This window comes from Streptomyces sp. NPDC006450, from assembly GCF_040612195.1.
Classification (GTDB): domain Bacteria; phylum Actinomycetota; class Actinomycetes; order Streptomycetales; family Streptomycetaceae; genus Streptomyces.
The window spans coordinates 1-18,899 of the sequence record NZ_JBEXPT010000127.1 but is presented as its reverse complement, the minus strand read 5'-3'; the positions used below and the strand labels follow the sequence as shown (position 1 = coordinate 18,899).

Below are 18,899 nucleotides of genomic sequence, written 5' to 3'. Positions count from 1 at the left end.
CCAGCTCGTCCTGTCCTCCCACGACGACCGGGGCCCGCCATGGCGCGTTCGGGGCGGGGGCGGCCGCGAAAGGCCCGGAACGTCAGCGGTGCGCCCGGACGTTCCTCCATACCGGGTCACGCTTGTGTCACGAATTGTCGACAGTCCCCCACCGCGGAGTTTGTCTGGACCTTTTATTTCCCGTCCCGCGACACGCCCGGGGTGAATTCTGTTTCGAATTCCTCCGGAACTCCCCGGAATTGTGGTCGTAGTGCACCCCCGCCCCCTCCGCTTCCTTACAACTCCTTCACTTCTCCGGCCGCTTCGAGCGGTTCCAGAGACCTGCCGAGCCGATCTCGCGCGGCCCGGATCCGGTCCGTCAGTTCGGCCGGTTCGACGACCTCGAACTCACACCCGATCAGCATGATGTGAATGACGAGTACATCGAGGTTGACCGCCCCGGTGCGCAGGATGCAGCTCTGCTCGTCGAGCGGCTCCAGGGTCCCGTCGGCCGGTCCGATGATCCGCGCCGCCTCCTGCTCGGGCACCCGCAGGCGGACGACCGCGCGGGCCGCGTACACCCGCTGGGAGATGCCCCGGGAGACGTACCCGGCGAGGTCCTCGGCGGGCGGCGGGCGCGGGGTGAAGCGCGGCCCGTGCGGGGGTCTGGGCTCGATCCGGTCCACCCGGAAGGTGCGCCAGTCCTCCCGGTCCAGGTCCCAGGCGACGAGGTACCAGCGGCGCTCGCTGCACACCAGCCGGTGCGGTTCGACGGTCCTGCGGGTGACGGTGCCCCCGTGGTCCCGGTATCCGAAGCGCAGCCGCTCGGCGTCGCGGCAGACGCCGGCCAGCTCGGTGAGCACGGAGGAGTCGACCGTGGACGCTCCCGCCCCGCGGAGCATGGGGACGGTGAAGCGGTTCAGCGCGGACACCCGGGCCCGCAGCCGCGACGGCAGCACCTGCTCCAGCTTCGCCAACGCCCGTACGGAGGCCTCGCCGATGCCCTCCACGCCGTTCCCGGCTGCGGTCCGCAGCCCCACGGCCACGGCGACTGCCTCGTCGTCGTCGAGCAGCAGCGGCGGCAGCTCGGCCCCGGCCCCCAACTGGTACCCGCCGCCGGTGCCCGGACTGGCGTGCACGGGATAACCGAGCTCCCGCAGCCGGTCCACGTCCCGGCGCACGGTCCGCGGCGTCACGCCGAGCCGGCCGGCCAGGTCGGCCCCGGTCCATTCCCGGTGGGCCTGCAACAGGGACAACAGGCGCAGCAGTCGCGCGGAGGTATCAAGCATGGCCGCAGTCTGCCCGCAGGAGCGGGGACACAGGACCGGGGTCACACCGGAAGCGGGTGGACCGCGGACCGGCGGGGCGACAAACTTGCGGCGCTAGGTTTTGTGATCCCGGCCTGCCAGGAGGCGCAGTGTCCTTCGTTCCCACCGACCCGCTCGGGCTCGACGAACTCCTCACGCCCGAGGACCTCGCGATCCGGGACACCGTCCGCGGCTGGGCCGCCGACCGGGTCCTGCCGCACATCGCCGAGTGGTACGAGAGCGGTGAGCTGCCCGGGATCCGGGAGATCGCCAAGGAGCTCGGCGCACTCGGCGCGCTCGGCATGTCGCTGCAGGGATACGGCTGCGCGGGCGCCAGCGCCGTTCAGTACGGGCTCGCCTGCCTGGAGCTGGAGGCCGCCGACTCCGGTATCCGCTCGCTGGTCTCCGTACAGGGGTCCCTCGCGATGTACGCGATCTGGAAGTACGGCTCCGAGGAGCAGAAGCAGCGGTGGCTGCCCGGCATGGCCGCCGGGGAGCTCATCGGCTGCTTCGGGCTGACCGAGCCGGACGTCGGGTCGGACCCCGCCGCGATGCGCACCCATGCCAAGCGGGACGGCTCGGACTGGGTGCTGAACGGCCGCAAGATGTGGATCACCAACGGCTCGGTGGCCGCCGTGGCCGTCGTCTGGGCGCAGACGGAGGAGGGGATCCGCGGGTTCGCCGTCCCCACGGACAGCGCCGGCTTCTCGGCCCCGGAGATCAAGCACAAGTGGTCCCTGCGCGCCTCGGTGACCAGTGAGCTGGTCCTGGACGACGTACGGCTGCCCGCCGACGCGGTGCTTCCGGGCGTCACCGGCCTCAAGGGGCCGCTCGGCTGCCTCAGTCACGCGCGGTACGGGATCGTCTGGGGGTCCATGGGCGCGGCGCGCGCCAGCTTCGAGTCGGCGCTGGACTACGCGAAGACGCGCGAGCAGTTCGGCAGGCCCATCGGCGGCTTCCAGCTCACACAGGCCAAGCTCGCGGACATGGCGGTGGAACTCCACAAGGGGATCCTGCTCGCCCACCACCTGGGCCGCCGGATGGACGCGGGGACCCTGCGGCCGGAGCAGATCAGCTTCGGCAAGCTCAACAACGTCCGCGAGGCCATCGAGATCTGTCGCACCGCGCGGACGATCCTCGGTGCCAACGGGATCTCCCTCGAATACCCCGTCATGCGGCACGCCACCAACCTCGAATCGGTCCTCACCTACGAGGGCACCGTCGAGATGCACCAGCTCGTGCTGGGCAAGGCGCTCACCGGGCTCGACGCCTTCCGCTAGGCCGGGTAGGGCCAACAGGATGCCGGGAGGGCCGGAAGGAGCCGGAGGCGGCCGGTGAGGGCCTTGCTCAGCTCTGGTTGAAGAAGTCGCGCGAGCGGCCGCCGGGCTCGCCGCTCACGATCTGGGTGTCGGCCGGGGTCAGCAGGAAGACCCTGGTCGCCACCCGCTCGATCGAACCGCGCAGACCGAAGGTCAGACCGGCCGCGAAGTCGACCACGCGCTTCGCGTCGCCCGGGTCCATCGAGGAGAGGTTCACGATGACCGGGACACCGTCGCGGAACAGCTCGCCGATGCCGCGGGCGTCACGGAAACCGTCCGGCGTGACCGTCGCGATGCGACGGCCCTGATCGACGGCGGACTCCGACGCCACCTTGACGCGCGGGTCCGTGACCCACTGCTCGCCGGGGCCGACCACCGAACCCCCCTGCGGGGCCTCCGCGTAGTCGTCGTCGTAGTAACGCTCGTCGTCGCTGTCCTCTACGAGACCCAGCCAGGCACTCGCCTTGCGCACCGAACCCATGGACGCCTCCTTTCATCGCGGTCAGTTCTGTCTTCTCTTCCGCGTCCCTATCGTCGTCCATGATGCTGACAACGCGCCAAGTGGATAGTCGCCGCGCAGGGGTTTCGTGACGGTACTGGTGCAGAACATCCGTTGCACGGTCAAGGATCCCGGCGGGTACCGCTGCTGACTGAGTGAAAATACGACCGGTGCGGCCGTACGGGTGAGCGATGGGGACGTACGGGTGACGGGCGGTCTCGCTACGATGCCCGTCGAGTACGCGTATGACACACGGGGGAATCGTTTTGTTCGGCATCGTCAGACCCTGCACGCACCGACTCGGGGAGCGGTTCAAGACGGAGTGGATGGCCCATCTCTGCGGGCTGTGCCTGGCACTTCGGGGGGACCACGGCCAGTTCGCGAGGATCGTGACCAACTACGACGGGCTGCTCGTCTCCGTTCTGACGGAGGCTCAGTCCGGACCCGCCCCGGGCTCCCGGCGCACCGCCGGCCCCTGTCCACTGCGCGGGATGCGCACCGCCGCCGTGGCCAACGGCGAGGGCGCGCGGCTCGCCGCCGCGGTCTCGCTCGTCCTGGCCTCCGCGAAGGTGCGCGACCACGTGGCCGACCGGGACGGCCTGTTGGCGCGGGCCCCGATCGCCCTCGCGGCGCGCCGGGTGGCCCGGGGCTGGGACCGGGCGGGTGCCCGCACCGGGGCCTCGCTCGGCTTCGACACGGCCGTGCTCGTCGACGCCGTGGACCGGCAGGCCGGCATCGAGACCCTGGCCGGAGCCGGCACGCCGGTGCTCGTGGTGACCGAGCCGACCGAGACCGCCACGGCCGCCGCCTTCGCCCATACCGCGACCCTCGCCGGGCGGCCAGGCAACGCCCCCGCGCTCGCCGAGGCGGGACGCTATTTCGGGCGGCTCGCGCACCTGCTGGACGCCGTCGAGGACCAGGCGGCTGACGCGGCGGCGGGTGCCTGGAACCCGCTGACCGCCACCGGGACCCCCCGTGCCGAGGCCCGCAGGCTGTGCGACGACGCCCTGCGGGGCATCCGGCTGGCGCTGCGGGAGGTGGATTTCGCCGACTCGGGGCTCGCCCACCGGCTGCTCGTGCACGAGCTGCGCACGTCGGTGGACCGGGCCTTCGGGACCGCGGGCTGCGCCCACACGGCGCCCGACCGGGCCCCGGAGGGCTCCTTCGGGCCGCCCCCGGTGGACTTCGGCCCGCCGCCGGCGCCCCCGCGCAAGCCGCGCCGGGACCTGCTGCCGGGCTGCGCGGTGGCCCTCGGGCTGTTCTGCACCTGCCAGCTGTGCTGCACGGACCACGAGGGGCCGTGGTCCCGCGAGAAGAAGGAAGCGTGGTGCAACAACTGCGACTGCGGTCCGAACTGCAACTGTGACTGCGGATGCGGCGACTGCTGCTGCTGTCCCTGTGACGGCTGCTGAGGACGTCCGGGCTCCGCTTCGGCTCGGGCCCGGCCTCGGATTGGTTCCGGGTTGGTGCGGGCTTGGTGCGGGCTTGGTTCGACCCCTCGCACCGACGATCCGGCAGGGCGATTTCCAGCCGTTCCGGGATTCGCTGTGCGGGGGGTGGCAGGGTGATCTGGGCTGCGGCAAGGGAGTGTGTCGGCCGAGGCGGTCGACCAGGAGCGGACAGTGGCGCAAAGTCGCCCTTGCCCCGCGTGCTGTGGGCCCGAAAACCTTCGATAGCATTTACGGGGTTTGTCAGGGGCACGGCGAACGGTGATCTACCGGCCGTGGTTCCTGCTGCCCGCACAAGCTCGGGCACCGCACCTGCCCCGGGCTTCGATTCCCTTCGGGAGGACAATAAGTGACGATTAAGCGCATCTTCCGTTCCCGGCTCTTCGCCGCGGCCGTCGGCCTGACCGCCGTGGCCACCCTCGCGGGTCCCGCGTCGGCGTCCGAGGCCCCGAGCGGCGGCAGCGTCAACGCCGAGCGCCTCGCCGCGGTGGAGGCCTCGCTGCTGCGGGCCGACGTCGCCGGCACCGCGTGGGGTACCGACCCCGCTACGGGGACCCTCGTGGTCACCGCGGACTCCACCGTCTCGGACGCGAACATACAGAAGATCAAGAAGGAGGCCGGGGCGAACGCCTCGGCGGTGCGCATCGAGCGGACCCACGGCAAGCTGTCGAAGCTGCTCACGGGCGGCAGCGGCATCTGGACCTCGCAGTGGCGCTGCTCCGCCGGCTTCAACGTGCGCCGGGGCACCGTGTACTACCTGCTGACCGCGGGCCACTGCACCGAGGGTGCGGGCACCTGGTACGCCAACTCCTCGCGCACCACCAAGATCGGCGCGACCGCGGGCAGCAGCTTCCCGACGAACGACTACGGGATCGTCCGCTACGACAACAAGTCCCTGTCGCACAAGGGCATGGTCGGCAGCCAGGACATCAAGGACGCCATCAGCGCCCGCCTCGACCTGGCGGTGAAGCGGCGCGGCAACACCACCGGTATCCACGGTGGCAGGGTGACCGGTCTCAACTACACCGTGAACTACGGCAACGGTGAGATCGTCTACGGCCTCATCCGGACCAACGTCTGCGCCGAGCCCGGCGACAGCGGCGGCCCGCTCTACTCGGGCACGCACGCGGTCGGCCTCACCTCCGGCGGCAGCGGCAACTGCACCACGGGTGGAACCACCTACTTCCAGCCCGTGAAGGAGCCCCTCTCCCGCTGGAACGTCAGCGTCTACTAGGCCCTAGGTGCCCGGGCCCCAGGGTCCGGGCACCAGGTCCACCGGCCCGAGGTCCGTCAGGTCCGAGGTCCACTCGACGCGTGAGCACGGCAGCACCGCCCCGGACGTCCTCCCCCCTGCGGGGAGGGTGTCCGGGGCATCCGTGTTTCCGGACGGGTGCGGGACCGGACGCGCACAGGCCCGGACGGAGTACCGTCCGGTTTCCGGCCGGGCCGGTGTGGAAGGGTTGAGCGGCATGAGCGCTGACGCAGCCGACACCGGCGAAACCGACGAACCCGACGAAACTGCCGACCCGGAGGATCCGGCAACGGCCGGGAAGCGGTGCCACGAGCACCGGACGGCCCTCGTGCCCGCCCCCTACGGGCCGTTCGCGCCGGCCGGCGCCCTCGCCCGGACTCCGTCCGCGGGGCTCCCCGATCTCGCCCACTACCCGGAAGGTCGAATTCCGGCCGTTCCGGCTCGGCTCCGCGCCGGCGAGGTGCGCCCCGTGCCGATCCGGCGCGAACGGGAACGGGTGGTACGCACCTTCGCCCCGCCCGCACCGGGCCGCGGGCCCTTCGCCGGGATCGGGGCCACCCCGTACGACCCGGCGTACGCGGCCGTTCCAGCTGTCGGTTCCGCTTCCCCGGGCCCGGAATCCCGGCGGCCGACGGTTCGATCGACGTGGACCTCAACCGGTTCCGGCTCCCGTCCTGCGGCTTCGCGGACCGCTTCGTGTGCCCCTTCCCTCCGCCCGGCAACACCCTGCCCTTCGCGATCGCGGCGGGCGAGCGGCGGCTGAAAGGCGCCCTTGCTAGCGGTATCCGACACCAGGAGACTCCCGTCAGCGTCTCTCGGGGCTTGTCAGGGGCACGACGAACAGCATCCCGTCCGCCGTACCCCCGGCCGCCCTCCACGGGCTCCGGCACCACCCCACCCCGCCGGGCCTCCGACCCCCACTCGGGAGGACGACAAGTGATGATCAAGCGCGTCATCCGTTCCAGGCTCTTCGCCGTGGCCACCGGCATGGCCGCCGTGGCCGCCCTCGCGGCCCCCACGGCCGCGCACGCCGACGGCGGCTTCAGCGCCGACCGGCTCGCCTCCGCCGGCGCCTCGGTCCTGCGCGCCGACGTGGCCGGCACCGCCTGGCACACCGACCCCGCCACCGGCACCCTCGTGGTCACCGCCGACTCCACCGTCTCGGCGGCCGCCATCGCCAGGATCCGCAGCGAGGCCGGAGCGAACGCGGCCGCCCTGCGCATCGAGCGCACCCCAGGCAAACTGACGAAGCTGCTCAGCGGCGGCGACGCCAAATACGCCACCAGCTGGCGCTGTTCGGTCGGCTTCAACGTCCGCAGCGGCAGCACCTACTACGTCCTCACCGCCGGCCACTGCACCGACGGCGCGGGCACCTGGTGGACCAACTCCGCCCGCACCACCACCATCGGCCCGACGGTGGGATCCAGCTTCCCGACCAACGACTACGGCCTCATCCGCTACGACAACACCTCCCTCGCCCACCCCGGCGCCGTCGGCAGCCAGGACATCACCAGCGCCGTCAACGCCACCAACGGCATGTCCGTCACCCGGCGCGGCTCCACCACCGGCACCCACAGCGGCACGGTGACCGGGCTCAACGCCACCGTGAACTACGGCGGCGGCGACATCGTCTACGGGATGATCAAGACCAACGTCTGCGCCGAGCCCGGCGACAGCGGCGGCCCGCTCTACTCGGGCACCCGCGCGGTCGGCCTCACCTCCGGCGGCAGCGGCAACTGCTCCTCGGGCGGCACCACGTACTTCCAGCCCGTCGTCGAGGCGCTCAACGCGTACGGCGTGAGCGTGTACTAGGCCTTGCTCCCGGGCCGCGGCACGGACCCGTGCGCCCCCGCCGCACCCCTGGACGTCCTTCCGCCTTCTGGGAGGATGTCCAGGGCGTTCGTGTGTCCACGGGGGGAGCGGGTTTCCGCATGAAGCGAATCGGCGTGACCGGACACCGGTCGATCCCGGACGAGCTGCTCGACCACGTGGAAGACGGCCTGCGGGCCGTACTGGGGGGCCACGAGGGGCCGTTGGAGGCCCTCTCCAGCCTCGCCGAGGGGGCGGACCAGCTGTTCGCCGCCATCGCGCTGGAGTACGGCGCCGACCTCACCGTGGTCATCCCCAGCGGGGACTACGAGGAAGCGTTCGAGGACACCGGGTCGCTGGACCGGTACCTGGGGCTCAAGCACCGGGCCGCCCAGGAGGTCCGGCTGGACTTCGCCCGCTCCACCGACGAGGCCTACTACGCGGCCGGCACCTACATCGCCGATTCCTGCGACCGGCTCGTCGCCGTCTGGGACGGCCTGCCCGCCCGCGGGCACGGCGGCACCGCCGAGATCGTCGCCTACGCCCGCGCGCTCGGGAAGCCCGTCACCGTGATCTGGCGGGAGGGCGTGGCCCGGGACTGAGGCCACGCCCGGCGCGTCGAACCGCCACCGGCCGTCAACTGCTGTGCCGGGCCAGCCAGTCCGTGTGCTGCGGGGAAACGTACCGCTCGGTCTCGTAGACCGCGGTCGCCCACTGCGTCTCGGTGATCGTCGTCTGCATCACGACCATCATCGCGGAGAGGTCCTGCTCGATCAGGGTGTGCGCCTCGATCAGCGGGTGGTGTCGCCGCACCTCGTTCCAGGCGATGCCGGCCGTCGCCGCCGCGCTCAGCAGCCCGGTCAGCGCCGGCCCCGGACCCGAGCCGAACGCCCCGAAGAGCGCGAACAGCAGCGCCAGCAAGGTCAGCAGCACGATCGACCACGACCACAGGGCCGTCGCCCGCCGGGACACCTCCGTCTTGCGCTGGTACCAGTTGCGCTGCTCGATCAGCCGGTCACGGACGTACGTCTCCCTGCGGACCTGGTAGTCGAGCCCCCGCAGCCGGAACATCGCCCCGGTGATCTCCCCCTTCTCCGGCACCAGCCCGGAGGTCCGCGGATCCTCCCAGCCCATCTTCCGCAGCTCGTTCAGCCCCGCCTCCAGCCGGGTCCGGTACGTCTCCTCGACGCCCGGGACCTCGCTGCCGAAGGGAGCGCCGTGCACGGCGTACCGCCAGGCCAGCGACTTGATGAACTCCGCGGCGCTGCGGTTGAGCTGCCACTGCGGGCGGGCCCGGCGCCGGGTGGCCCGTACGCCCACCCCCAGCACGCCGGCGTAGGCGAGCACGCTGAGGAGCCCGGACAGGTACGCGGAGCCGAGCTTCGGTCCCGCGGGCAGCGCGGCGATCGCGGCGGCCACGACGAGCAGCATCAGCTGGGCGCGGGTGGCCTGGGTGGACTCCCGCTGCCGGGAGATCGCCGCCTGGTCGGTGTGGTGGAAGAGGGCCGGCAGGTCCTCGTTGCGAAAGGTCATGCTGTCACTCACAGCGAACCCCCCAGTCTGCTGGTTCTGCGTTCTGTGGCCATCGGGAGGGGAGGTGCGGAGGCGGCTCCCGGCGGGAGCCGCCCCCGCGGATCACACCGCCAGCGGCTCCAGGTCCCGGTGGACCCGGCGCTCGTCGCGGGCGTACCGCGTCAGCCCGTGGTCCTCGCCGAGGAGCCGGGTCAGCTCGGCCACCGCCTCGGCCCGCACCCGGTTCGCCTCCTCCTTACGGCCCATCATGTCCAGGCTGACCGCCATGTTGGAGGAGCTCGCCAGGGTCTCCGGGTGGTGCACGCCCAGCGCCTCGCGCAGCCGCATCACCGCGAGACGCTCCAGCTCCAGAGCGCCCTCCGGATCGCCCAGGTCGGCCAGCGCGTTGGCCAGGTTGAGGTGGGCGAAGATGGTGTGCGGGTGGTTGTCGCCCAGTACCTCGCGCATGTGGTGGATGGTCTGGCGCAGCATCGCCCCGGCGGTCTCCGCCGCCCCCGTGCCCCAGTGGAACACCGCGAGGTTGTTGACCGCGGCCAGGGTGTACGGGTGCCGCTCGCCCGGCACCTTGACGTACTCGTCCACCACCTCCTGGGCCAGGTCCCGCGCCCCGCCCGGGTCACCCGTCGCGAACAGGTCCGCGGCCAGGTTGAGTTCGCAGGCGAGGAGGTCGGGGTTGACGGAGGTGTACTTGGCCCGGTACCGGTTGCGCGTCGCGGTCGTCAGCCGCAGCGCGTCCTCCACGTCGCCCGCCCTGCGCAGCGAGACCGCCAGGTTCTTGGCCGCCGACAGGGTGCCGGGGAAGGCCCGGCCCAGGGTCCGCTTGTAGATCTCGTACGTCCGGCTCAGCAGCTGCACCGAGTCGTCGTACCGGCCTACCTCGCGCAGGTCGCGCGCCAGGTTCTGCGCCGAGGACAGGGTGTACGGGTGGTCCGTGCCCAGCACCTCGGTGCGCCGGTCGAAGACCTCCTGGTCGATCTCCCTGGCCCGCGCGTACTGCCCGATCATGCGCAGGTTCAGCGCCAGGTTGTTCGCGGCCGCCAGGGTGCGCGGGTGGGCCTCGTGGAAGATCTGCCCGAAGCCCTCGTGCGCGGCGTTGGCCAGCTCCATCGCCTCGCCGTAGCGGCCGAGTGCGCCCAGGTCCATCGCCAGACCGCTGGTGGTCATGTACGTGTGCGGGTGGGAGACGCCCAGCGCCGCCTGCTGGCGCTCCAGCGTGCCCTCGTCCAGCTCCATCGCCTCCACGAACCGCCCCTGCGAGCGCAGGATGTTGGAGAGGTGGAAGCGCAGGTAGAGGTACTGGAGGTCGTCGCCGCCCAGGGTCTCGCGCCAGGTCTCGCGCAGCTCCTCGCCCAGCGCGTACGCGGCCTTGAAATCGCCGCGCTTCCAGAGGTAGCGGACGCGGTCGATCAGCAGCCGGCGGGTCTCCGGCTCCTTGCAGAACCGGGCCTCCGACGGGGTCAGGTGCGGCCAGATGGTGTTGAACCGCGGCCAGGTCTCCGGGTTGTCTATCGGCTCGTCGTCGTCCGGCCGGGCACCCGCCAGGATCCGGTGCACCGCGTGCCGGGCCTCCCGCTGCTCCTCCTCGGAGAGCTGCGCCCGGATCACGGCCTGCACCAGGCGGTGGACCTGGATGCTGTTGCTGACCTGGTCGACCTTGGCCAGCGCGAACCGGCCGATCTCCCGGATCACGCGGCCCAGGACGAGCTTCTCCTGGAGGGAGGAGTCATACGGCTTGAGGGCGTCGATCATCTCCTTGCTGTAGAGGAGGTTCGCCGAGATCGGCTCGGGTGCGAAGAAGGCGCACAGTTGGAGCAGCCGCACGGCCGCGGGGGAGCGGGACTGGAGCCGTTCTATGGAGACGTTCCAGGTGGCGGCCACCGGCTCCGGGTAGCCGGGAGGCTGGTTCAGCGCCAGCACGCGCGCGGCCTGCTGGGCCAGCTGCTCGATGTACGCGGACACCGGGGTCGCGGTCTCCGCGATCCAGGCGCCCGCCTGCTCGACGGCCAGCGGCAGGTCGCCGACCGCGACGGCCACCTGTTCGGCGTCCTCCTTGTTCAGCCCGGGGGCCCGGCGCTGGAGGTGCTCGATGGACTCCTCGCGCAGGAACACGTCCACCGGGAGGGCGTCGCCGTACTGGGACCAGGACTGGTTGCGGGAGGTGACCAGCACGTGCCCCGGGCCGCCCGGCGGGAAGTACCGCTTGAGCGTCTCGGGATCGTCGGCGTTGTCGAAGACCAGCAGCCAGCGCGAGGAGGGCACCCCGCGCCGCAGCAGGTCGATCGCCTCCTGGGAGGCGGCCGACATGTCCTCGCCGGTCTGCGCGCCGAGGCGTACGGCCAGTTCCGCGAGGGCCGCGACCACGTCGTCGGTCTGCTCGGCGGAGATCCACCAGACCAGGTCGTAGTCGGCCATGAAGCGGTGGACGTACTCCAGCGCCACCTGCGTCTTGCCGACGCCGCCGAGCCCGAACAGCGTCTGCGGCTGCGGCAGCACCACGGATATGCCGCCGCCGAGCTGGTCGCGCATCCGCTCCAGCACGATGGAACGGCCGGTGAAACCGGGGTTGCGGGGCGGCGCGTTCCAGATCTTCGGGACCGTCCCCGGGAAGCGGGGTCCGGGCGTGGAGGCACTGGCCACGGTGTCGGGCAGCGCCATCGGCCGTTCCACCGCGCGCAGCAGCGCGGTCGTGGCGTGCACCTCGTCGAGGCGGAACAGGTCCACCGGATTGCGGTCGATGTACGGGGTGGACAGGCGTACGTCGCCCACCCGCAGCGGCACCAGCTGGCGCCGACCCCCGGTCGGGTCCTCGGCGGCGGCCCGCTCCCACACGTCCACCGCGCGGGCGGACTTGAGGTAGGCGCTGGAGAGCAGCACCACCGTCCGCGCGGCGGTGTCGACGCTGATCCCCGTACCGCCCAGGGTGTCCCCGCCGGTGGAGGCCGGGGTCCGCTCGGCGGAGACGTCCCGGGGGACGACCCGGAAGCCGGCCCGGGTGAGCACCGATTCGATCCAGTCGGCCCACATGCGGTTCTCGGCGACGTAGGAGAGGAAGAGGTCCGCGGGCAGGGCGGGGCGGCGCCGGGTGAAGGCGTCCCGGATGCGCAGGCGCACCTCCTCGCCGATGGCCGGCATCGAGGTGACGTCGCCCTCGGTGACGACGGTGGTGAGCCGTTCGAACGCGGAGAGCAGGGAGTTGGTGAGCCCGGCCTCGTCCCCGAAGGTGGCCAGGGTCTCCTCGTAGGCGTAGTACGGGCGGTAGGGGATCTCCACCGCGCCCCAGTAGGAGGTGAGGTCGTCCCCGATCAGGCCGTTGGGGAAGCGGTCGAACTTGATCCGGGCCAGGGCGCGGCCGGCGTCGGCCTTCTCCTTCTCGCCCTCGTCGATGCGCATGGGGACCGGGTAGATCTTGATGCCGCGGTCGTTGAACCGCTCGTCGATCTGCCGGGCCACGGAGGCCGCGCCGTCGATGGACTGGTCGGACAGGGTGAAGCAGTCGACCAGGACGTCGGGCAGGTGGACCGTGCAGATGTCGGCTATGTCGGAGAGGCCGGTGCGGCTGTCGATCAGGACGTAGTCGTAGTTCCGCTTCATGTCCGCCCGTAAGGCGTCGAAGAAGAGACCGCCGCCGAGCCGGTCGTAGAAGTTGTCCCAGTCGAAGGTCGAGACGGTCGCCGAGTACTCGCGGTTCTGGCGGCCCGCCGAGACGAAGTCGAGGGTCCCGCCGTCGGGGAACTCCCAGCCGAGGGTCTCGGGAGTCAGCGAGACGGCGTGCGGCTGGATCCGCGCGTAGTCCTTGTGCCAGTCGTCGGCGCGCTGGACCGGGCTGGTCGCCGCCCACGCGTACTCGCTGATCAGGTCGATGACACCGGTCGTGGCACCGAGGGTGGAGGGGTCCAGGAACGGGTGGAAGAAGCGGTGCAGGCCGGGAGCCTCCAGGTCCCAGTCCACGGCGAGGACCCGCTTGCCGTTGGCCGCGAGGATCCAGGCGGTGTTGGCCAGCGCCATCGTGCGGCCCGTGCCGCCCTTGTAGGAGTAGAAGGTGACGATGCGTCCCTCGCGGTGCTCGTCACGGCTGCTGTGCTGGCTGTCACGGCTCTGGCTGTCACGACTCGATGTCATCCGCGTCCCCCCGGTCGTTGTCGTTGTTGACGTCGTGCCCGTCGTGCCCGTCGTGCCGGCCGGGCCCGTCGCCCGTATCGCCCACGGTGGGCGGGAAGGGGGCGGGCGGCGGGGCCGGCGGCCCGTTCATCCCCATCGGCCCGAGCAGCCGGGGCCGTTCGGTGCCGGCCACGGGGCTGCCGGCCGGCGGATAGACCTGGGCGTGTCTGAGGAACTGCTGGGCGGCGGCCTCCACCACCTGCGGCAGGATCTGCCCGAGCGTCTCCATGTTGGCCACGCCGTTGGCCGCGGCCCGGCAGGCGGCCCGGCCCTGGCTCATCTTGACGGGCATGGTCTCCTCGAGCCGGTGGGCCAACTCGCCCTCCTTGGCCCGGCTCTGGTGGTCGTACCGGTTCCACGGCACGACCACGTTGATCCACGGCCGGGACTCCTGGTCGAAGGCCGCCAGGCGCTGGCGGCGCTGCTCGTCCTCGACCGCCCACCGGTCCACGATGAGGATCTCGGGCCGTGTCGGCGGCTGTTTGGAGTCGAAGTGCCCGGCCTCGTCGTCGAACGAGCCCACCGTCGTCTGGTAGTTGAGATTGCGGACCAGGTCCTCGGCCACGTAGGCGATGGGCCGCTGGGAGACCGGGTGGTACGGGTTCCACTCCAGCGCGCTGTCCCCGTAGTACTCGGGGCTGCGGCCCTCCGGCAGATCGTGCCGGGAGGAGGCGGCCACGGTGACGTGCAGGGTGCGGGCGGTGCTGCTCGGAGAGCCGAAGGCGCTGGGCACCAGCCGGTAGTCGAGCGGCCGGATCGGATCGAGCCGCACGGTCTCGGCGACCCGGACGATCCGTTTGGCGAGTTCGTACACGGCGCTCTCGTACTGCTCGGCGTAGCCGCGCAGTTTGATCAGCCCGTAGAGCCCGTCGGTGACGTACCGCTCGCCGAAGGTGTTGTGGTTGAACTGCAGCCGCTCGGCGGGAAGCGGTAGGTGGGAGGGGGGTACCGGTACCCATAACGCGGGCACGATGGCTTCGGCCGGCTGGTTGCTGAGCGCCACGTGGTGGATGGTGCGCTGCGCGAAGGCGAACCACTCCTTCCCGCACATTTCGCTGGCGAAGTAGCGGGGTGAGAACAGGGGGACGAAGACCCGGCAGGTGGCGAGTGCCGCCCCGAGCCGCTCCGACCAGCCCTCACCGCTGCGTATCTCCCGGTCCATGAAACCGGCCTCGGCTCCCGCGGGCAGATTCGTCAGCGCCATGACGTGGCTGCAGAGATCGCGGAAAAGCCGCTCCACCCACATGTCCGGGTCCGGTCCTCCCGCACCGAACCTCGGTGTATGCGCATAACTGAGAAAAAAGTACGGCTGCACTGATGCGGGCACACGACCCCCGTCCCGAAGATGCGAGCGAAGAAACATCATTCCGGAGCTGCTCCGCCACATCCCCTCATCGTTCAGTCAATCAGCGTCTGTTTTCGGTCATCCATTCAAGCGCGTGATCGACGGCATGCGGAAGGGCGAAGAGCATGGTCGATGCTCCGCCGATCCGCCCCCGGCGTATCCGGTCTTCGGGGAACGCCTTGCCGATCTCGGCGAAATCGCTGTCATCCAGCGCGATGTCCTCGTACGCGGTCCACCCTTCCCCCTCGGGCCGTCCGGGCTGCCGCCCCGGAAGGCCCGGATGGTTCACCTTCACCACACACTCGTACATGCGCAAGGGGGGCTTCGGAATTCGATACTCCGCGAGATGAAAAGCGGTGCAGGAGGAAAATCCCACATTGATCATGAGCACCCTCCATCCCTTGCCGCACATCTTTCCCAGGGGTGATTCCTCGCCCAAATGGCTGGTCAGCGGATGGTCCGCACACAGTTCCCGGGCCCCTTCGCCGACCGCGGCGAAAGAGGTCTGCGGATGCCCGCTGCGCGCCGCTCCCGGGGCGGTGCGCACCGCTTCCGCGAGGACCCCCATGCCGTGGCTCGGGGTGTGCGCCGGGTCGAAGGCGGGCATCCGTGCGCGGAAGTCCCGTACGGCCCCTTCGGAGAGGCCCGCGATCCGTGCCAGGTGCGCGGTGGAGGTCTTGGAGTTCTGCGGGGTGAAGGCCGGCGCCGCGAGGGTGCCGCGCGGGCCGACGACGGCGAGGAGGGCGTCGCGCAGCTCCTCGGCGCGCAGTCCGGTTCCGCCGAGCGAGGCGTGCACCAGGAGGCGCATGCCGGGGCGGACGCCGATCGCATGCATGGGGCCGACGGAGCCGGCGAGTCCGGTGGGGTCGTCGGGGTCCTCGGGGCCGGGGTGGGGGAGTCGGCCGGCTTCCCCGGGGCCCGGCGGGCCGGTCATGCGTCGACCGCCTTCAGTTCCCAGCGGAGCCGCTCCACGAGCCGCTTTCCGGTGGTCGTCAGCTCGGCCGCCCCCGACAGCCGGTCCAGCGCCCGGTTGATCCGGTCCAGCCCGCCCGGCTCCGCGGCGGCGGTCGCGCGCCGGTAGGCCTCCACGGCCACCCGCTCGTGGACGTCGGCCAGCAGCCTGGACACCGGGACCGGGCGCTCCCGCCACGGCGAGGGGTGCTGCCACTCCCCGTCCAGGGCGTACAGATCGGCCACCTCGGTCAGCGCCTGGAGCCCGGCCCGCCGCCGCCCGGTCAGCAGCGCGAGCGCCGTCTCCGCCACCCCGGCCACGTACGGCACTCCGAGCGCGCCCGGACCGTGCCGCCCGGCCTCGCCCCAGCCGCGGGCCCGGGGACCGCCCGCGAGCGGGGTCAGCGTGGTCAGTCCCGTGGCGGCCTCCCGCGCGAACTCGGGCACCGAGGCGTGCAGCAGCGCCCACGCCGCGTCGAGGCGCTCCCGCCACTCCTCGGCCTCCCCGGCGCCCAGCCGCAGCCGGGGCGGGCGGGCGAAGCAGTTGCGGTGCGGATCCAGGTCCTCCAGCGCCACGGGGGCCTCGTCCGGTCCCGGGGACCAGGTGCGTACGGGCTGCCAGCGCGCGTCACCCGACGCGGGCCCGAAGCGGTGCTCGGGGCGGCCCTCCTCGCGGACGGCGTACCCCCCGTCCGCGGCGTGCAGCGTGGCCCGGCCCTCGGTGCCGGGCTCGCCCAGGCGCAGCAGGCCGAGCGTCGGCAGGTACACCTCGCCGTCCCGGTAGACGACCTCGGCGGGCAGGTCGAGCCCGCCGCGCAGGACGGCGGCGGCGGCCAGCGCGGTCAGCCGGCGGGCCGCCCGCGGGGCATCGGGGCGTCCCTGGGCCGCGGGATCGAGGCAGGCCATGATCCAGGTCCGGGTGAAGGGGTGGGCCAGTACGGCGTCCAGCGCGTCCGCGCCGGCCTGCCCGGCCCGCTCCACGGAGCCCAGCACCCGCCAGGCCCGCTCCCAGTCGGAATCACTCGTGCGGCGGTCGTTCAAGAGGGCGAGCAGGTCTCTGGTGAGCTGCTCCTGGGAGCCGGCCAGCTCGGCCGGGTCGGAGAGTTCCGGCGCGCTCGCGCGGGCACTCGTACGCCCCTCCACGCCGTCGACGAGCTCGCGCAGGTCGGTGCAGTAGACGGAGGGGTTGTCGAAGTCCGCGGCGGTCCCCGTTCCGGACGGGTCGGCGGGATCGGCCCTGTAGCGGTGCGTGTAGAGCCCGCCGCCGCACGAACGTACGACGGGGCAGCGGCGGCACGTATCGCTGACGCCGGCCAGGCCCAGTTGCCGGGCGCGGACCCCGGGATGGGCCGCCACCAGGTCGAAGGCGTGGTCGAAGACGTTGAAACCGGTGGCCGCGGCTCCCTCGAAGGCACTTTTCAGGGAGTCGACCTGTTCCAGATTTCCATCGGTCTCCACGACCACGAGATCAGTGGGCGCGAGGCCCAGGGACTCCGTGAGGCTCGGACCGCCGGCCAGGGTCGAGAACAGCGAGTCGAAGAGCCGTACGGGGACCGGGCGTCCGCGGTGCTCCCAGTGGTCGAAGACCCGCAGCAGCCAGCGCGCGTAGGTGTCGGGGGCCTCGTCGGGACGGACCGGGGGCGTCTGCCAGGTGGCGTGCGGGAGGAGGAAGTCCACGCGCGGCGGGGCCAGTTCGACCAGGGCGTCGAGGACGGCCACGGGATCGTTGGCCACGTCGACGGTGCAGAGCAGGCCCTGGTAGAGGTGGCGGTAGGGCTCGGTGCGCAGGAGGTCCACGGCGGCGAGGACCAGGGGATGGCTGGTGCGTCCGTCGGCGAAGCGCCGGTGGCGGTCGTTCGCCGCACGGTCCCCGTCGAGGGAGACGCTGACGCTGACGCCGAACTCCGCGAAGAGGTCCAGGTAACGGGGGCTGAGCTGCAAGCCGTTGGTGTGCATGCGCAGGTCGAGGGCGGAGACCCCGTCGAGGGCGCGGGTGAATTCCTCGCACACGAGCCGGAGGCGGGCGGGGCCCGCGAGAAGCGGTTCCCCTCCGTGAAGGATGACCGTGACGGAGGGGAGTGCGTGTGTCCTTGCGTGTTCGGCGAGCCGCGACGCGGTCTGTGAAATCACCTCGGGGGAGATCACTTTGGGCCGGGCGCGCCAGCTCTGATCTGCGTGTTCGTAGACATAGCAATGATCACAAGCGAGATCGCATCTGCTGTGAACTTTCAGGACGATCTCGCGAAAAGCGATCAGGCCGGTCATTCCACCAGTCTAGAGCGCTGACTTCCGGGTCAGAGTGCAGAGTTGAAGATGGGCGTCTGAACCTTTCGGCCGGATTCCGTCGGGAGGACGCGGCCCAGGGTCGCGGCCGCGCGCGCACCGCGGACGTCGATCCGGTCGAGCGGGACGCGGGTGGCCGTGACGGTGCTGGCCGGGTGGGTTGCGGAGGTGTTCATGACGCCGTCCTCGGGGAGGTCATGGGGAATGGGGAAGGACATTGGCGAGGAGAGCCAGTGCCTGGCGCGGACTTTACCTGCCCATGTGCCCATCGGCTCGCTAAACCTGGACGCGGGTTCTCACAATGTGACCTCTCGGTCGAACGAATGTGACGAACGATCACGCGCCCGTGGCATGGGTGAACGAATGCGGCGGGCTTCCGCGCCGGCCGTTTGCCCGAGGGCAAGATCCATTTCCCGATCCGGAGCCTCCCGGCCCCCTCCTACGCCGGCTGCTGCTCGTTGACGGGAGGCGCGGGCACCTCCCTGAGCAGCCATGTCAGTACGTCGGGCAGGGCGCGCAGCGCCGCGAAGTGCGCGGCGGCCGGGTCGATGTTCGTGGTGGCGCCCGGGATGCGGCTGGCCAGCCAGCGGGAGTGGCCCACGGGGGAGAACACGTCGAGCTCGCCGTGCCAGATCAGCACCGGGCAGCGGATGTCGGCCGGGTCGAAGCCCCAGGGGCTGCTGAAGGCGATGGCGTCGTCGATCCAGCCGTAGGCGGAGGTGCGGACCCCCTCGCGGTAATTGCGCAGCAGCATGGCCCGCAGCCCCGCGTCCGCGACGATCATGCGGTCGCTGTCGGTGAGCTCGCGCCGCAGCTCGTCCAGGAGCCGGCCGGGGTCCTCGGCGATCCCGGCGGCGCGCGGGATCAGCCGGGCGGCGAGCTCCTCGGGGTCCCGGCCGGCCGTGGAATGCTCCCGGACGTTCAGGGCAGCCAGCGGCCCGGCATGATGCGTGACGTCCACGAGCGGTTCCCCGCCTTCCGGTCGGCCGTCGCCGTCCTCGACGCCGTGGCCCGCG

14 protein-coding genes and 1 pseudogene are annotated in these 18,899 nt (G+C 71.6%); 6 read left to right on the top strand and 9 right to left on the bottom strand.

All coding sequences use genetic code 11. From position 1 onward, the window contains the following. Positions 1 to 275: 275 nt before the first annotated feature. Positions 276 to 1,268: a YafY family protein gene (locus ABZY57_RS27495; protein ID WP_356516359.1), complete on the bottom strand. Its 993-nt coding sequence runs from the start codon at positions 1,266 to 1,268 to the stop codon at positions 276 to 278. 128 nt (positions 1,269 to 1,396) lie between these two features. Between ABZY57_RS27495 and ABZY57_RS27490 the strand changes: the two genes are divergently transcribed. After that, on the top strand, positions 1,397 to 2,566 hold the full coding sequence (locus ABZY57_RS27490) for an acyl-CoA dehydrogenase family protein (RefSeq protein WP_356516357.1): 1,170 nt from the start codon (positions 1,397 to 1,399) through the stop codon (positions 2,564 to 2,566). A 67-nt stretch (positions 2,567 to 2,633) separates the two neighbouring features. Here the strand turns inward: ABZY57_RS27490 and sepF are convergent, their stop codons facing one another. Beyond that, positions 2,634 to 3,086 (bottom strand): cell division protein SepF, encoded by a 453-nt coding sequence (gene sepF, locus ABZY57_RS27485; RefSeq protein WP_243340959.1) that lies wholly within the window; start codon positions 3,084 to 3,086, stop codon positions 2,634 to 2,636. Between the two features lie 284 nt (positions 3,087 to 3,370). Between sepF and ABZY57_RS27480 the strand changes: the two genes are divergently transcribed. The 5 genes and pseudogenes from ABZY57_RS27480 to ABZY57_RS27460 all read left to right on the top strand — a co-directional run bounded on the left by ABZY57_RS27480 (position 3,371) and on the right by ABZY57_RS27460 (position 8,215). After that, positions 3,371 to 4,516: a DUF5685 family protein gene (locus tag ABZY57_RS27480; RefSeq protein ID WP_356516369.1), complete on the top strand. Its 1,146-nt coding sequence runs from the start codon at positions 3,371 to 3,373 to the stop codon at positions 4,514 to 4,516. A 385-nt stretch (positions 4,517 to 4,901) separates the two neighbouring features. After that, entirely contained in the window at positions 4,902 to 5,786 is an 885-nt protein-coding gene (locus tag ABZY57_RS27475; RefSeq protein WP_356516355.1) for a S1 family peptidase, read from the top strand. 321 nt (positions 5,787 to 6,107) lie between these two features. Beyond that, a pseudogene (locus ABZY57_RS27470) lies at positions 6,108 to 6,500 on the top strand (hypothetical protein); the annotation flags it as partial. A 243-nt stretch (positions 6,501 to 6,743) separates the two neighbouring features. Beyond that, complete coding sequence (locus ABZY57_RS27465) at positions 6,744 to 7,616, top strand: S1 family peptidase (protein ID WP_356516367.1); 873 nt, start codon at positions 6,744 to 6,746, stop codon at positions 7,614 to 7,616. Between the two features lie 119 nt (positions 7,617 to 7,735). After that, positions 7,736 to 8,215 carry a hypothetical protein gene (locus ABZY57_RS27460; RefSeq protein ID WP_356516353.1) on the top strand — a complete coding sequence of 160 codons (480 nt, stop codon included), beginning with the start codon at positions 7,736 to 7,738 and terminating at the stop codon, positions 8,213 to 8,215. A gap of 34 nt (positions 8,216 to 8,249) precedes the next feature. Here the strand turns inward: ABZY57_RS27460 and ABZY57_RS27455 are convergent, their stop codons facing one another. The 7 genes from ABZY57_RS27455 to ABZY57_RS27425 form a co-directional block, all read right to left on the bottom strand. Further along, a complete protein-coding gene (locus tag ABZY57_RS27455; RefSeq protein ID WP_356516351.1) occupies positions 8,250 to 9,146 on the bottom strand; it encodes a DUF4231 domain-containing protein in 897 nt (298 codons plus the stop codon). 102 nt (positions 9,147 to 9,248) lie between these two features. Then, positions 9,249 to 13,151: an FxSxx-COOH system tetratricopeptide repeat protein gene (fxsT, locus tag ABZY57_RS27450; RefSeq protein ID WP_356516365.1), complete on the bottom strand. Its 3,903-nt coding sequence runs from the start codon at positions 13,149 to 13,151 to the stop codon at positions 9,249 to 9,251. Between the two features lie 97 nt (positions 13,152 to 13,248). Further along, positions 13,249 to 14,667 (bottom strand): TIR-like protein FxsC, encoded by a 1,419-nt coding sequence (locus tag ABZY57_RS27445; RefSeq protein WP_356516363.1) that lies wholly within the window; start codon positions 14,665 to 14,667, stop codon positions 13,249 to 13,251. 43 nt (positions 14,668 to 14,710) lie between these two features. Beyond that, positions 14,711 to 15,484: an AAC(3) family N-acetyltransferase gene (locus ABZY57_RS27440; protein WP_356516361.1), complete on the bottom strand. Its 774-nt coding sequence runs from the start codon at positions 15,482 to 15,484 to the stop codon at positions 14,711 to 14,713. 95 nt (positions 15,485 to 15,579) lie between these two features. Beyond that, the gene (gene fxsB, locus ABZY57_RS27435; protein ID WP_356516349.1) at positions 15,580 to 17,865 is read right to left on the bottom strand and encodes a radical SAM/SPASM protein FxsB, inactivated metallohydrolase extension form; all 2,286 of its coding nucleotides are present in this window, start codon (positions 17,863 to 17,865) and stop codon (positions 15,580 to 15,582) included. A 29-nt stretch (positions 17,866 to 17,894) separates the two neighbouring features. Continuing rightward, positions 17,895 to 18,059, bottom strand: a complete 165-nt coding sequence (fxsA, locus tag ABZY57_RS27430; RefSeq protein WP_254384685.1) for an FxSxx-COOH cyclophane-containing RiPP peptide — start codon at positions 18,057 to 18,059, stop codon at positions 17,895 to 17,897. Between the two features lie 263 nt (positions 18,060 to 18,322). Further along, on the bottom strand, positions 18,323 to 18,899 hold a 577-nt coding region (locus ABZY57_RS27425; RefSeq protein ID WP_356516346.1), incomplete at its 5' end, for an alpha/beta hydrolase.